At 61.3% G+C, this 15,357-nt stretch carries 13 protein-coding genes; 10 read left to right on the top strand and 3 right to left on the bottom strand.

The features are described 5' to 3' along the window. Positions 1 to 46: 46 nt before the first annotated feature. Positions 47 to 811 carry a TOBE domain-containing protein gene (locus tag AC4PS6_RS08245; protein ID WP_014720211.1) on the bottom strand — a complete coding sequence of 255 codons (765 nt, stop codon included), beginning with the start codon at positions 809 to 811 and terminating at the stop codon, positions 47 to 49. A 58-nt stretch (positions 812 to 869) separates the two neighbouring features. Beyond that, a complete protein-coding gene (locus AC4PS6_RS08240) occupies positions 870 to 1,607 on the bottom strand; it encodes a ComFC family protein (RefSeq protein ID WP_014720210.1) in 738 nt (245 codons plus the stop codon). A gap of 92 nt (positions 1,608 to 1,699) precedes the next feature. Between AC4PS6_RS08240 and bioB the strand changes: the two genes are divergently transcribed. From bioB to AC4PS6_RS08190, 10 genes are all read left to right on the top strand, one after another. After that, the gene (gene bioB / locus AC4PS6_RS08235) at positions 1,700 to 2,755 is read left to right on the top strand and encodes a biotin synthase BioB (protein ID WP_014720209.1); all 1,056 of its coding nucleotides are present in this window, start codon (positions 1,700 to 1,702) and stop codon (positions 2,753 to 2,755) included. Between the two features lie 65 nt (positions 2,756 to 2,820). Then, the gene (gene bioF / locus AC4PS6_RS08230) at positions 2,821 to 4,002 is read left to right on the top strand and encodes an 8-amino-7-oxononanoate synthase (RefSeq protein WP_014720208.1); all 1,182 of its coding nucleotides are present in this window, start codon (positions 2,821 to 2,823) and stop codon (positions 4,000 to 4,002) included. Next, on the top strand, positions 3,995 to 4,726 hold the full coding sequence (locus AC4PS6_RS08225; protein ID WP_014720207.1) for an alpha/beta fold hydrolase: 732 nt from the start codon (positions 3,995 to 3,997) through the stop codon (positions 4,724 to 4,726). The genes bioF and AC4PS6_RS08225 overlap by 8 nt, the downstream gene beginning before the upstream one ends. Beyond that, a complete protein-coding gene (gene bioC / locus AC4PS6_RS08220) occupies positions 4,719 to 5,531 on the top strand; it encodes a malonyl-ACP O-methyltransferase BioC (protein WP_198833705.1) in 813 nt (270 codons plus the stop codon). Before AC4PS6_RS08225 ends, bioC begins: the two co-directional genes overlap by 8 nt. Then, positions 5,528 to 6,208, top strand: coding sequence for a dethiobiotin synthase (bioD, locus tag AC4PS6_RS08215; protein WP_014720205.1), 681 nt, complete (start codon positions 5,528 to 5,530; stop codon positions 6,206 to 6,208). Before bioC ends, bioD begins: the two co-directional genes overlap by 4 nt. A 106-nt stretch (positions 6,209 to 6,314) precedes the next feature. After that, positions 6,315 to 6,596, top strand: a complete 282-nt coding sequence (locus AC4PS6_RS08210; protein WP_020302162.1) for a hypothetical protein — start codon at positions 6,315 to 6,317, stop codon at positions 6,594 to 6,596. Positions 6,597 to 6,922: 326 nt separating this feature from the next. Further along, positions 6,923 to 8,728 carry a phenylacyl-CoA dehydrogenase gene (locus AC4PS6_RS08205; RefSeq protein WP_014720204.1) on the top strand — a complete coding sequence of 602 codons (1,806 nt, stop codon included), beginning with the start codon at positions 6,923 to 6,925 and terminating at the stop codon, positions 8,726 to 8,728. 220 nt (positions 8,729 to 8,948) lie between these two features. Then, positions 8,949 to 10,238, top strand: a complete 1,290-nt coding sequence (locus AC4PS6_RS08200; RefSeq protein WP_014720203.1) for a GGDEF domain-containing protein — start codon at positions 8,949 to 8,951, stop codon at positions 10,236 to 10,238. 90 nt (positions 10,239 to 10,328) lie between these two features. Beyond that, a complete protein-coding gene (locus AC4PS6_RS08195) occupies positions 10,329 to 12,098 on the top strand; it encodes an acyl-CoA dehydrogenase C-terminal domain-containing protein (protein WP_336826807.1) in 1,770 nt (589 codons plus the stop codon). 249 nt (positions 12,099 to 12,347) lie between these two features. Continuing rightward, positions 12,348 to 14,126 carry an acyl-CoA dehydrogenase C-terminal domain-containing protein gene (locus AC4PS6_RS08190; RefSeq protein WP_019817407.1) on the top strand — a complete coding sequence of 593 codons (1,779 nt, stop codon included), beginning with the start codon at positions 12,348 to 12,350 and terminating at the stop codon, positions 14,124 to 14,126. A 226-nt stretch (positions 14,127 to 14,352) separates the two neighbouring features. On the opposite strand, the gene AC4PS6_RS08185 is transcribed toward AC4PS6_RS08190, so the two are convergent. Then, the gene (locus tag AC4PS6_RS08185) at positions 14,353 to 15,252 is read right to left on the bottom strand and encodes a LysR family transcriptional regulator (RefSeq protein ID WP_019817406.1); all 900 of its coding nucleotides are present in this window, start codon (positions 15,250 to 15,252) and stop codon (positions 14,353 to 14,355) included. Positions 15,253 to 15,357: the final 105 nt, after the last annotated feature.

The raw sequence follows: 15,357 nt of genomic DNA, 5'->3' as shown, positions 1-15,357 counted from the left end.
AGCAGCGCTTGTGACCGAATTGTTGCAGCTTGAAGACGCGCGCCCGTTACACCGGGGTGCCAAGCAATACATGGCTGGGTGCAAACTGCACGCGGATCGGCTGGCCTTGCGCTGCATCAATGGCCTTGAGCGCGACGGGCGGCGCCAGCGCGCACAACACTTGGCCGTTGGGCAGGGCAATACGCACCTCGCTGGGGCCGTCTTCGGCGGCGAGAATGGTCTCGATCCTGCCTTGCAGGCAATTGTGTCCAAGTGTTTCAGCTTGCCCGTCCACCAGTAATTCAAGCCACCCGGCCTTGATCAGGGCCACTACTTCCACGCCGGTCTGCAGTTCCAGGCGCAGGGTGCTGTCGTGGGTGATCTGTGCGTCGAGGTGCAGGCCGCCGGCCAATTGCAGGCGGATCATGTCGTTGTGGCCATGGCTCTCTATGGTACTGACCTGGCCGTGCAATTGGTTGCGCGCGCTGGTGCGCAGCATCAAGCGGCCCAGCAGGTTGAAGTCGCTGGCCGCTTCGTCCGAGCCAAGGATCTCGGCCTGAAGCAGTTGCAGGCGCTGATAAAGGCGCAGGACCCGTTCCCCTTCCTGCGTCAGTTTGGCGCCGCCACCGCCCTTGCCACCGACGCTGCGTTGCACCAGCGGTTTTTGCGCCAGGTTGTTCAGCTCATCAATGGCGTCCCAGGCGGCCTTGTAACTCAACCCGGCACTCTTGGCCGCACGGGTGATGGAGCCCTGCTCGGCGATATGCCCCAGCAAGGCAATACGCTGGGGGCGGCGGATGATGTGTTGGCTGAGAGGGCTGGGCACAGACATGGCGGATACGCTTGGGTGAGATGCGCCGACGTTGCCGCGCTGGCGCAGGGGAGTCAAGTCAGCTGCCGGGCTTGGGCGTACGGGCCAGGCAATAAACGTCCACCTGGCGTGCGCCGGCATTTATCAACAAGCGCGCCAGGCTGTGGGCCGTCGCGCCGGTGGTGAGGACGTCGTCTACCAGCGCCAGATGTTGCCCGGCAACCTGAATGCCGGGGGCCAGTGCGAAGGCGTTGAGCAGGTTGCGTTTGCGGGTCTTGGCATCGAGGTCTTGCTGCGCCACGGTTTCATGGGGGCGTAATAGCGCGTATTCATCAAAGGGAATGTCAAGGGCGTGACTGAGCCAGCGGGCCAGCATCAACGCTTGATTGAAGCCGCGTTCGCGCAGGCGTTTACGCGCCATGGGCACGGGCAGCAGGCAGTCGGGGCGCTCCAGTTCGGCGTTATCGAAGCGATGCTGCAAATGCTGCCCCAGCAGGCGCGCCAACAGATGCCCCAGCGGCCAACGCGCCTGATGCTTGAAGCGGCTGATCAGGGTGTCCACTGGAAAGCTATAGGTCCATGGCGCGATCACTTGGTGAAAGGCCGGAGGCTGTTTTTGGCACTGGCCGCAGATCAACCCATCCATGGGCAAGGGCAGTGCGCAGCGCTCGCATTGTTCCATCAGCCATGGCAATTCTGTTTCGCAGGCGTTGCACACGTCCTCGGCCGAGTCGGTGCACTCATCGCAAATCAAACAGGTCTGTATGCTTTTTAACCAGATGTAAACTTGGTGTTTGTGCTCAGGTTGACAGTGCATGAATCTTCCTTAAATATGCCGAGCATCCGTGTCGTGCCTGTGGGTATTGCCCTTCCCACAGCGCTTGCCAAAGCATAATCAAGGAATCGCCCATGAGCGCCAGCACCTCTGCCACCCTGCGTCACGATTGGTCTTTAGCTGAAGTCAAAGCCCTGTTCGTGCAGCCCTTCAACGACCTGTTGTTCCAGGCGCAGACCGTGCACCGCGCGCATTTCGACGCCAACCGCGTGCAGGTCTCGACCCTGCTGTCGATCAAGACCGGCGCCTGCCCGGAAGATTGCAAATATTGTCCGCAGTCGGGCCACTACAACACTGGCCTGGAAAAAGAGAAGTTGATGGAGGTGCAGAAGGTCCTCGAGGAGGCCGCTCGTGCCAAGGCCATCGGTTCGACGCGTTTCTGCATGGGTGCGGCATGGAAACATCCGTCGGCCAAAGACATGCCCTACGTGCTGGAAATGGTCAAAGGCGTGAAGGCCATGGGCCTGGAAACCTGCATGACCCTCGGACGCCTCGACCAGGACCAGACCGAAGCGCTGGCCCAGGCCGGCCTTGACTACTACAACCACAACCTCGACACCTCGCCGGAGTTCTACGGCTCGATCATCACCACCCGCACCTACAGCGAGCGCCTGCAAACCCTGGCCTATGTGCGTGATTCGGGGATGAAGATCTGCTCGGGCGGTATCCTCGGCATGGGCGAGTCCCTCGACGACCGTGCCAACTTGCTGATCCAACTGGCCAACCTGCCGGAGCATCCGGAGTCGGTGCCGATCAACATGCTGGTGAAGGTAGCGGGCACGCCGTTGGAAAACGCCGATGACATCGACCCCTTCGATTTCATCCGTATGCTGGCGGTGGCGCGCATTCTGATGCCGCAGTCCCACGTGCGCCTGTCGGCCGGCCGCGAAGCCATGAACGAGCAGATGCAGGCCCTGGCGTTTTTTGCCGGCGCCAACTCGATCTTCTACGGCGACAAACTGCTGACCACCGCTAACCCCCAGGCTGACAAGGACATGCAACTGTTCGCACGCCTGGGCATCCTGCCCGAAGCCCGTGAAGAGCATGCCGATGAAGTGCACCAGGCGGCGATCGAGCAGGCGTTGGTGGAGCAAAAGAGCAGCGAGCAGTTCTACAACGCTGTGGTGTAACCACCTTTGGAATGCATTCCAGCTCCTCCAGTGGATTGAGTTGAACCTGTTAAATCGAGGCCAGCATGTCTTTCGATCTCGCCGCGCGCCTCGCTGTTCGCCGTGCCGACCATCTTTACCGCCAGCGCCCCTTGCTGCAGAGCCCCCAAGGCCCGCATGTGGTGGTGGACGGGCAACCGTTGTTGGCCTTCTGCAATAACGATTACCTGGGCCTTGCCAATCACCCGCAAGTGATCGAAGCCTGGCGCGCCGGTGCGTCCCGCTGGGGCGTGGGCGGTGGCGCTTCGCATTTAGTGGTGGGCCACGCCACACCGCACCATGAGCTGGAAGAAGCTCTGGCTGACTTGACCGGTCGCCCGCGTGCCTTGCTGTTCACCACCGGCTACATGGCCAACCTCGGCGCGGTCACGGCGCTGGTGGGGCAGGGCGATACGGTATTGGAAGACCGGCTTAACCACGCGTCCTTGCTGGATGCTGGTTTGCTGTCCGGTGCGCGTTTCAACCGCTACCTGCATAACGACGCAGGCAGCCTGGCCAAGCGCCTGGAGAAAGCCACCGGCAATACCTTGGTGGTCACCGACGGTGTGTTCAGCATGGACGGCGACCTTGCCGACCTGCCCGCGCTGGCCCGTGAAACCCGGGCCAAAGGGGCCTGGCTGATGGTGGATGACGCCCATGGCTTCGGCCCGCTGGGCGCCAATGGCGGCGGTATCGTCGAGCATTTCGGCTTGAGCCAGGACGACGTGCCCGTGCTGGTTGGCACCTTGGGCAAAGCGTTCGGCACCGCCGGGGCCTTCGTGGCCGGCAGTGAGGACTTGATCGAGAGCCTGATCCAATTCGCCCGCCCGTATATCTACACCACCAGCCAACCACCGGCACTGGCCTGCGCCACCCTCAAAAGCCTGGAACTGCTGCGCAGCGAACATTGGCGACGCGAGCACCTCAACGCGTTGATCCGCCAGTTCCGTCATGGCGCCGAGCAGATCGGCCTGGGCTTGATGGACAGCTTTACGCCGATCCAACCGATCCTGATTGGCGACAGCGCCCGGGCACTGCGCCTGTCGCAGATGCTGCGCGAGCGTGGCTTGATGGTGACTGCCATTCGCCCACCGACCGTGCCCGCCGGCAGTGCCCGTCTACGGGTGACATTGACGGCGGCCCACAGCGAGGCGCAGGTGCAGCTATTGTTAGATGGGTTGCAAGCGTGTTTTCGCTTATTAGACGCCTCGGAGCCCGGCCATGCGTAATCGACTGATATTGCTGCCGGGCTGGGGACTGGGTGTGTCCCCGCTAGAACCGTTGGCCGCTGCGCTGCACGGCCTGAACGAGCATTTACAGGTACAGATCGAACCCTTGCCGGCGCTGCAAGCCAGCGAACTCGGTGAGTGGCTCGATGAACTCGATGCGACGCTGCCGGACAATGCCTGGCTCGGGGGCTGGTCGCTGGGCGGCATGCTCGCGTCCGAGTTGGCGGCGCGCCGTGGCGAGCGGTGCTGCGGCTTGCTGACCCTGGCGAGCAACCCGTGTTTCGTCGCCCATGACGGCTGGCCCCATGGGATGCCTGCTGAAACCTTCGATGCATTTCTGGCCGGCTGCCACGCCGACTCCCAGGTCACGCTCAAGCGTTTTGGCCTGTTGTGCGCCAAGGGTGCCGAAGACCCGCGCGGCTTGTCGCGGTTGTTGGTCAGCGGTGCGCCGAATACCTCCCCCAGCGTCTTGATGCCCGGCCTGGAGCTGCTGGCCCAACTGGATACGCGGGCGGCCTTGCAGGCTTTTCGCGGGCCGCAGTTGCACCTGTTTGCCGGCCTGGACGGGTTGGTGCCTGCCGAAGCCGCCAGTGATCTGCTGGCCTTGCTCCCCGATGTAGAAATCGGCCTGATTGAACAGGCCGGTCACGCGTTTCTTCTGGAAGACCCTCACGGAGTAGCCGGGGCTATCCAGGCTTTTTTGCATGAGTGTGTCGATGACTGACCTATCCCACCCGCCCTTGCCTGGGGGCTTGCCGGACAAGCGCCAGGTCGCAGCCTCGTTCTCCCGTGCGGCGGCCAGTTACGACAGCGTGGCCGAGTTGCAGCGTGCGGTCGGGCATGAACTGCTCAGCCGCTTGCCGCACGGCCTGGTGCCCCAGCGTTGGCTGGACATGGGCTGTGGCACGGGTTACTTCAGCCGCGTATTGGGCAAGCGTTTGCCCGGTAGCCAGGGTGTGGCGTTGGATATTGCCGAGGGCATGCTCAACCACGCGCGTCCGCTGGGCGGCGCCGCGCACTTTATAGCCGGTGATGCAGAACGCTTGCCGCTTGCAGCTGACAGCGTTGAGCTGCTCTTCTCCAGCCTCGCGGTACAGTGGTGTGCCCATTTTGATGCGGTGCTCAGCGAAGCCCGGCGCGTGCTGCGACCAGGTGGCGTGCTGGCCTTTGCCAGCCTGTGCGTAGGCACCCTGGATGAGTTGCGCGAGAGTTGGCGGGCGGCGGATGGCCTGGTCCACGTCAATCGCTTCCGCACCTTCGAGGCTTATCAGCAACTGTGTGCGGCCAGTGGTTTGCGCGTGATCAGCCTGGAGCGAACGCCCCATGTGTTGCATTACCCGGATGTGCGCAGCCTGACCCATGAACTCAAGGCACTGGGCGCCCATAACCTCAACCCAGGCCGCCCGGGAGGGTTGACGGGCCGTGCGCGGATTGTCGCGCTGGTAGAGGCCTACGAGCAGTTCCGCCAGGCCCAGGGCCTGCCCGCCACGTACCAGGTGGTGTATGCCGTACTGGAGAAACCGTTATGAGCGCCGCTTACTTCATCACCGGTACAGACACCGATGTTGGCAAGACCACCATCGCCGCCGGCCTGTTGCATGCGGCCAGGCTTTGCGGCAAAAGCACGGCCGCCGGAAAGCCGGTGGCGTCGGGCTGCCAACTGACGGCCCAGGGCCTGCGCAATGCCGATGCGTTGGCGTTGCTGGCCGAGTGTTCCGTGCCGCTCAGTTATGCCGAGGTCAACCCGGTGGCCTTCGAGCCAGCTATCGCGCCGCATCTGGCGGCGCGCGAGGCGGGCGTCGGGCTCACGGTGCAATCGCTGCTCAAACCGATGCAGCAGATCTTGGCACGGGGCGCGGACTTCACCTTGATCGAAGGGGCAGGCGGTTGGCGCGTGCCCTTGGCCGACCAGGCCAACCTGTCGGACCTGGCCATGGCGCTCAAGCTGCCGGTGATCCTGGTGGTAGGCGTGCGCCTTGGGTGCATCAGCCACGCGTTGCTCACCGCTGAAGCCATCGCACGGGATGGCTTGCCGCTGGCGGGCTGGGTGGCAAATATCATCGACCCCAAGACCTCTCGTCTGGAAGAAAACCTCGCCACCCTGGCTGAGCGCCTGCCCGCGCCTTGCCTGGGGCGAGTGCCTAAACTCAAGCATGCCGGGGCTGCCGCGGTGGCCGAGTACTTGGAGCTGGACCTGCTTGACTGATTTTGGCTATCGCTAAGGCAATATGCCATTAGTGTTTTTGACGGGCCTTTTGCCAGGATGTCTGGTTCAATCGGGCTTCACGATTCTCTAAAGGCAGGCTTACGCCATGGACATCTCTGGAAGCAGCGCGTTTTATTCGGGCCTGAGCACTATTCAGACCGGGCAGAACCGTGTCGACCAGGCGGCCGGCAAGATTGCCAGCGCCGCGACCACCCAGCCTTCGGCCGCGCAAAGCGACCGTCTGCAAGCCAATGACCGCGCCCAAGCGTCCAATTCGGCGAGCAACATGGTGGAAATGGCCCAGGGCAAGTTTCAAGTCGAGCTGGGGGCGAAAGTCGCCAAGGCTTCGGACGAAATGCTCGGTACCTTGATCGATACCTACGCTTAACTTCTCTATCGCTTGCCCGCTCCTCTCTGTGGGAGCTGGCTTGCCTGCGATAGCATCAACGCATACTGCCTGATAGATACACCCTGGCGTCTGCATCGCAGGCAAGCCAGCTCCCACAGTCGTTCCGCGACATTCTGCTTTCTTTAAATCATGAGGCATCCCGCCGCAGGCCTTGTCGTGCCTGGCTGACCTGCGTCAAGACAAACGGCATCTGGCCGACGCTTGACAACCCTGGGTGGTAAACGTATGTTTCAAACACCTGTTTGACCGCCATAACAAATCCACGCGGTTGTTCATCCCAGTTACATCAGCAGAGGTTTATCGCTATGCCTGACTACAAGGCCCCCTTGCGTGATATTCGCTTCGTTCGTGACGAACTGCTCGGTTATGAAGCGCACTATCAGAGCCTGCCGGCTTGCCAGGACGCTACCCCGGACATGGTCGACGCCATCCTCGAAGAAGGCGCCAAGTTCTGTGAGCAAGTACTGGCACCGTTGAACCGCGTGGGCGACATCGAAGGGTGTACCTGGAGTGAGTCAGGCGTTAAGACCCCTGCGGGTTTCAAAGAGGCCTACAAACAATTCGTCGAAGGCGGCTGGCCAAGCCTGGCCCACGACGTGGAGCACGGTGGCCAAGGCCTGCCGGAATCCCTGGGCCTGGCTGTGAGTGAAATGGTCGGCGAAGCCAACTGGTCGTGGGGCATGTACCCTGGCCTGTCCCATGGCGCGATGAATACCATTTCCGAGCACGGCACTCCCGAGCAGCAAGACGCTTACCTGACCAAGCTGGTGTCGGGCGAATGGACCGGCACCATGTGCCTGACCGAGCCACACTGCGGCACCGACCTGGGCATGCTGCGCACCAAGGCCGAGCCTCAGGCTGACGGTTCCTACAAAGTCTCCGGTACCAAGATCTTCATCTCGGCCGGTGAACACGACATGGCCGACAACATCGTCCACATCGTACTGGCCCGCCTGCCGGATGCACCGGCTGGCACCAAAGGCATCTCGCTGTTTATCGTGCCCAAGTTCCTGCCCAACGCCGATGGCTCGGTGGGCGAGCGCAACGCGGTCACCTGTGGTTCCCTGGAACACAAGATGGGCATCCACGGCAACGCCACCTGCGTGATGAACTTCGACGCGGCCACCGGTTTCCTGATCGGCCCGGCGAACAAAGGCCTGAACTGCATGTTCACCTTTATGAACACCGCTCGCCTGGGCACCGCGCTGCAAGGCCTGGCTCACGCCGAGATCGGCTTCCAGGGCGGCTTGAAATATGCGCGTGATCGCCTGCAAATGCGCTCCCTGACCGGCCCGAAAGCGCCAGATAAAGCCGCTGACCCGATCATCGTGCACCCTGACGTACGCCGCATGCTGCTGACCATGAAGGCCTTCGCCGAAGGTAACCGTGCGATGGTGTACTTCACTGCCAAGCAAGTGGACATCGTCAAGTACGGTACCGACGACGAAGCCAAGAAACAGGCGGATGCCCTGCTGGCCTTCATGACTCCGATCGCCAAGGCGTTCATGACCGAAGTCGGTTTTGAATCGGCCAACCATGGCGTGCAGATCTACGGTGGCCACGGCTTTATCGCTGAGTGGGGCATGGAGCAGAACGTTCGCGACAGCCGCATTTCGATGCTGTACGAGGGCACCACCGGTATCCAGGCGCTGGACTTGCTCGGCCGTAAAGTGCTGATGACCCAAGGCGAAGCGCTCAAGGGTTTCACCAAGATCGTGCACAAGTTCTGCCAGGCCAACGAAGGTAACGACGCGGTTAAAGAATTCGTTGCACCGCTGGCGGCACTGAATAAAGAGTGGGGCGAGTTGACCATGAAGGTCGGCATGGCCGCGATGAAAGACCGTGAAGAAGTCGGTGCTGCTTCGGTGGACTACCTGATGTACTCCGGCTACGCGTGCCTGGCGTACTTCTGGGCCGACATGGCACGCCTGGCCGCCGAGAAACTGGCCGCTGGCACCAGCGAAGAGGCGTTCTACACCGCCAAGTTGCAGACTGCGCGCTTCTACTTCCAGCGCATCCTGCCGCGTACCCGCACCCACGTGGCAACCATGCTGTCGGGCGCCAACAACCTGATGGACATGAAAGAAGAAGACTTCGGCCTGGCTTACTAAGCCTTACCGGGTTCTTCTGAAAACCGCCGCCTCCTTCGGGACGCGGCGGTTTTTTTGTACGTGTGTAGGCGCGAGTCTAAAAAACCACAGCAATGCACTCAGGGATTTCGATGAGCTGCCGTTACAGTGATGGCAATGTGATACATGCCCGGTCGGTTGTGCTTAACTGACCGCCTAGAAGCACAGTGCCATTATTTGTTTGCGGGTCGGAGTTTTACCCTTGTCACGCGTGTCCGCTGTACGTTTCAGCCATTTCCTACCGTCGCTGCTGCTGTTGCTGGCCGGGCTCTCGGCTGCGTACGTCAAGGACCTCAGCGTCTTCTTCACCTCGCTGTTCAACGTACTGCCCACCCTGGTTCTGCTGCTCGGTGGCGCTTACTGCGCGGTGTATCGACGCCAACGTGAACTGTTCCTGATGGTCACGGTGTACGTCGCCTATTTCCTGCTGGACACCCAGACCGACTTCTACCGCGACAATGGCCGCGTGCGTGAAGACGCTGCGGTGGTGTTCCACCTGTGTTGCCTGCTGTTGCCCTTGCTGTTCAGCATTTATGCGCTGTGGCAGGAAAAAACCCATCTGTTTCGTGACTTCGTCGCCCGCTGCGCGGTGCTGCTGGCGGTGGGCAGTGTGGCGCTGGCCCTGGAACAAAGCTTCCCCCAGGCCTTGCTGGGCTGGCTAGCGGAGATTCGCTGGCCGATGCTGCATGGCGCCTGGATGAGCCTGATCCAACTTTCCTATCCGATGTTCCTGATCGGCTTTCTCACCCTGGCCGCCCAATACTGGTACCAGCCGCGCCCGCTGCACGCCGCACAACTGGTGGGGTTGCTGGGCATGTTCTGGATGTTGCCGCAAACCTTCATCCTGCCGTTCACCCTCAACATCATGTGCAGCCAGGTGATGCTGATGATCGCTGCGGGCGTGGCGCACGAGGCGTATCAAATGGCGTTTCGTGATGAGCTCACCGGCTTGCCGGGGCGCCGTGCCCTCAACGAGCGCATGCAGCGGCTAGGTCGCAACTATGTGCTGGCGATGAGCGACGTCGATCACTTCAAGCGTTTCAATGACACCCACGGCCACGATGTGGGCGACCAGGTGCTGCGCCTGGTGGCGAGCAAGTTGTCCAAGGTCAATGGAGGCGGGCGGGCCTACCGTTACGGCGGTGAAGAGTTTGCCGTGGTGTTTGCCGGCAAGACCCTGGATGAGTGCATGCCGCACCTGGAGGAGATCCGCGAGATCATCGCCAGCTACGACATCAAGTTGCGCAACCCGGACCGCCCCCAGGACGATCATCAAGGCCGCCAGCGCCGTGCCGGCAGCGGCGCGTCCAGTGTGTCGGTGACGGTAAGCATTGGCGTGGCCGAGCGCCAGGCCGAGCAACGCAGCCCCGACGAGGTGCTCAAATCCGCCGACCAGGCGCTTTACACCGCCAAGGGCGCGGGGCGTAATTGTGTGGTCGCAGCCGGGCAAACCCGCCGTGGCGCGGTGCGCATGGAGAGCGCTGCCGGTTGAGTAATGGCGCTGTATTCAGCAGCGCTACAGTGATTGTCCACGGCCATGGCCGGCAGTAGGTTAACCCTATCTGCTGCCGGAGACATTGCCATGCCTGAGTACAAAGCTCCCCTGCGCGACATGCGCTTTCTGATCGACAACGTATTCGATTTCCACGGCCACTACGCGGCCCTGGGCGCCACGGATGCCAGCCCGGACATGGTCAGTGCGATCCTCGAAGAAGGCGCCAGGTTCTGCGAAAACGTACTCGCGCCGCTCAATCGCAGCGGCGATGAAGAGGGCTGCCATTTCGATAATGGCGTGGTGACCACGCCCAAAGGCTTCAAGCAAGCCTTTGCCCAGTATGTGGAAGGCGGCTGGCACGGCGTGGCGGCAGACCCGGCCTACGGTGGCCAGGGCCTGCCCCATTCCCTGGGCCTGGTGCTGAGCGAGATGATCGGTTCCAGCAACACCTCCTGGGGCATGTACCCTGGCCTGACCCACGGTGCCATGTCCGCCATCCACGCCCACGGCACCGACGAACAGAAAGCCACTTACCTGAGCAAACTCACCGCCGGCGAATGGACCGGTACCATGTGCCTGACCGAAGCCCACTGCGGCACCGACCTGGGCTTGATCAAGACCCGCGCCGTACCGCAGGCAGACGGCAGTTACGCGGTCACCGGCAGCAAGATCTTCATCTCGGCCGGCGAGCACGACATGAGCGCCAATATCATCCACCTGGTGCTGGCCAAACTGCCGGATGCGCCGGCGGGCACCAAGGGCATTTCGTTGTTTATCGTGCCCAAGTTCCATGCCGACTCCGGCGAGCGCAATGCGGTGCACTGCGGCTCCATCGAACACAAGATGGGCATCAAGGCCTCGGCCACCTGCGTGTTGAACTTCGATGGCGCCAAAGGCTATTTGATTGGCGAGGCGAACAAGGGCCTCAACTGCATGTTCACCATGATGAACCACGCACGCCTGGGCACCGGCATGCAGGGCCTGTGCAACGGCGAGGCGAGCTTCCAGGGCGCGATCAAATATGCCAACGACCGCCTGCAAATGCGTTCGCTCACCGGCGCCAAGGCTCCGGAGAAAGCTGCCGACCCGATCATCGTGCACGCCGATGTACGCCGCATGCTGCTGACCATGAAAGCATTCAACGAGGGCAACCGCGCGTTGACCTATTTCACCGCGCAACTGCTCGATACCGCGCACCTGGGCCGCGACGCTGGCCAACGCCAGGAAGCCGAGGACCTGTTAGCCTTCCTCACGCCGATCTGTAAAGCCTTCATGACCGAAACCGGCCTGGAGGTGACCAACCACGGCATGCAGGTATTCGGTGGCCATGGCTATATTCGAGAGTGGGGCATGGAGCAACTGGCCCGTGACGCACGGATTGCGCCGATCTATGAAGGCACCAACGGCATCCAGGCCCTCGACCTGCTTGGGCGCAAGGTCCTGGGCAGCCAGGGCAAGTTGCTGCGTGGGTTTACCAAGATTGTGCATAAGTTCTGCGCGGTCAATGCCGAGCATGCGCAACTCAAGGCCCATGTGGCGCAACTCAATGAACTGAACCAGCAATGGGGCGAACTGACCCTGAAGGTCGGCACGGCAGCGATGAAAAACCCTGACGAAGTGGGCGCGGCGGCGATGGATTACCTGATGTACAGCGGTTACATCATCCTTGCCTACCTGTGGCTGCGCATGGCGATCGCGGCGCACGCGCAGGATGACGAAGGGTTTGCCCAGGCGAAGCTTGCGACCTGCAACTTTTATTTCAAGCGCTTGTTGCCGCGTACGTCCATGCACCGTGCTGCGGTGGAGGCGGGGAGCGAATGCCTGATGAGCTTACCGGCGCAGGCCTTTGCACTTTAGAGGTCACTGATTGCTCGGGGTCAAAATGTGGGAGCGGGCTTGCTCGCGAATGCGCTAGTGCAGTCAAAGATGTAGCGACTGACACGCCGCATTCGCGAGCAAGCCCGTTCCCACAATGGTTTGTATGTGACTTATAAATACTTAATGGTCACGAATGGACCCTATGTGTCTGAAAAGTTGTTCGGGTACACTCGGGGTCTGTAAAACCGATCCTATCGAATTACTTTTCACGTTCTCACGAGGTTTGCCATGGCTGATTACAAAGCGCCGTTGCGTGATATGCGCTTCGTCCTCAACGAAGTTTTTGAGGTCGCTGATACTTGGGCCCAGTTACCGGCATTGGCAGACAGCGTTGACGCCGAAACCGTCGAGGCGATTTTGGAAGAGGCGGGCAAGGTCACCGCCAAATCCATTGCCCCGCTCAGCCGCGGCGGCGATGAGCAAGGCTGCCACTGGGCGGACGGCGCCGTGACGACTCCCGACGGTTTCCCCCAGGCCTACAGCACCTACGCCGAAGGCGGCTGGGTCGGTGTGGGCGGCGACCCGACCTACGGCGGTATGGGCATGCCCAAGGCCGTGTCGGCGCAGGTTGAAGAGATGATCAACTCGTCGAGCCTGGCTTTCGGCCTGTACCCGATGTTGACCTCCGGCGCCTGTGTATCGATCAACACCCACGCCAGTGAAGAACTCAAGGCCACCTACCTGCCGAAGATGTATTCCGGTGAGTGGGCCGGTTCCATGTGCCTGACGGAAGCCCATGCCGGTACCGACCTGGGGATGATCCGCACCAAGGCCGAGCCTCAGGCGGACGGCTCCTACAAGGTCAGCGGCACCAAGATCTTCATTACCGGTGGCGAGCACGACCTCACCGAAAACATCATCCACCTGGTGCTGGCCAAACTGCCGGACGCACCGGCCGGGCCCAAGGGCATCTCGCTGTTTCTGGTGCCGAAGTTCCTGGTAAATGCCGATGGCAGCCTGGGCGCGCGTAACCCGGTAAATTGCGGCTCCATTGAACACAAGATGGGCATCCAGGCCTCCGCTACCTGTGTGATGAACTTCGACGAAGCCGTGGGTTACCTGGTCGGTGAGCCCAACCGTGGTTTGGCGGCGATGTTCACCATGATGAACTATGAGCGCCTGGGTGTTGGCATTCAGGGCTTGGCGTCGGGTGAGCGGTCCTATCAGAACGCGATTGAATATGCCCGCGACCGTCTGCAGAGCCGTTCCCCGCTGGGCGCGCAGGCCAAGGACAAGCCGGCAGACCCGATCATCGTGCATCCGGATGTCCGCCGCATGTTGCTGACCATGAAGGCGGCGAACGAAGGCGGCCGGGCGTTCTCCACCTACGTGGCGACGCAGTTGGACATCGCCAAGTTCAGCGACGATGCCCAGGCGCGCGAGCGTGCCGATAACCTGGTGGCGTTGCTGACGCCGGTGGCCAAGGCGTTCCTCACCGACCTGGGCCTGGAAACCACCGTACTTGGCCAGCAGGTGTTTGGTGGCCACGGTTACATCCGCGAGTGGGGCCAGGAGCAATTGGTGCGTGACGTGCGCATCACTCAGATCTACGAAGGCACCAACGGCATTCAGGCCCTGGATCTGATGGGCCGCAAGATCGTTGGCAGCGGCGGTGCGTTCTATACCTTGTTCGCTGATGAGATCCGCCAGTTCATCGCCGCATCGGGCCCTGAGTTGGCCGAATTCACCAAACCGCTAAGTGCGGCAGTGGATAACCTGGATGAGTTGACGGCCTGGGTGCTGGACCGCGCCAAGAGCAATGCCAATGAAATCGGTGCGGCCTCGGTGGAATACCTGCATGCGTTCGGCTACATGGCCTATGCCTATATGTGGGCGCGCATGGCCAAGGCGGCGTGGGGCAAAGAAGGCGAAGAGGATTTCTACGCCAGCAAACTGGGAACTGCGCGTTTCTACTTTGCCCGACTGTTGCCGCGTATCCACTCGTTGAGTGCATCGGTAAAAGCCGGCAGCGAATCACTGTTCCTGATGGATGAAGCCCTGTTTTAAGGGCGAGGAGGGCGTGTAAGCATTCTCTTACATGACGTGCTGCTAATCGTCCTCTATCGCCACATTGGATCCACGGCTAATCTACTTCACATGGACGTCGCGCAGGAAGCGCAAAGCAACAACACGGACACGTAGGATTCTGCCAGGACGGCGGAGTGAAATGGATGTCAGGGAAACAGTCTGCAAAGCCCCGCTTCGGCGGGGTTTTCTTTTGCCCGCGAAAAAGTCAGGCGGTTGCCGATGGGGCATTCATCACGTCTTCCAGCAGGGTGCGCAGCAACGCCACCGTCGCCTGCTGGCGTTGCACATCGCGGCATACCAATCCTACTTTCAGCGGTACCCTGGGCTCGCTCAAGGGTTTCCACAGCAGCGCCTTGCTGTTGTGTTCATCCTGGGACCGCCCAGGCAGCACGGTCGCCAAACGGGTGTGAGGCAGGCTGTCGAGAATGCCCACCATGGTATTGAGTTCCGCCTGCACTTGCGGACGCCGCCCGAGGTTGGACAGTTGGCCTTGCCAGATCTGCCGAACCTGAAACTCTTCCCCCAGCAGCAACATCGGTAATTCGGCGGCTTGTTTGAGCGAGACTTTCTTGAACTCGCGCAACGGATGATCTTCGGGTATCACCACCTTCAGCTCGTCTTCATACAGCAACACGCCGTGCAGGCCCGGCTGACGGGGTGGCAGGTAGCTGATGCCGATATCGAGTGAGCCATTGAGCAACCGCCGCTCAATCTCAAGCCCGGTCAGCTCGTAGATCTGCACCACCAGATGGGGCTGGGCCTTGCGCACGCGCTCAAGCATCTGCGGTACCAGGCTGGTGTGCACGGTTTGCAGCACGCCGATGGCCAGGGTGCGCATGGCCTGGCCCTTGAAGTTGCGCAGTGCCTCCACGGCTTGCTGCATCCCATCAATGAGCGGCAACGCGTGGTTGTATAAAGTGTGCGCCGCCAGCGTTGGCAGCAGACGCTTGCTGCTACGTTCGAACAGACTTACATCAAGGTTCTGTTCCAGTTGGCGAATCTGTTGCGACAACGCTGGCTGGGAGATCGACAGACGCTCCGCGGCACGGCCTACATGGCCTTCCTCATACACCGCGACGAAATAACGCAGCTGCTTGAAATCCATAAGGTTTGCTTATCGAAAAAGCTGGAAAATCGAAATGGCCGCTGGCCCCCGAGGCGCCTAGTCTAGCGCCTATTCGCAGGGCTTACAGGGCCGGATCGGACAATG

This window comes from Pseudomonas sp. DW-iso17, from assembly GCF_058725345.1.
The sequence above is the reverse complement of the archived record's forward strand: the minus strand, read 5'-3'. Positions and strand labels throughout refer to the sequence as shown.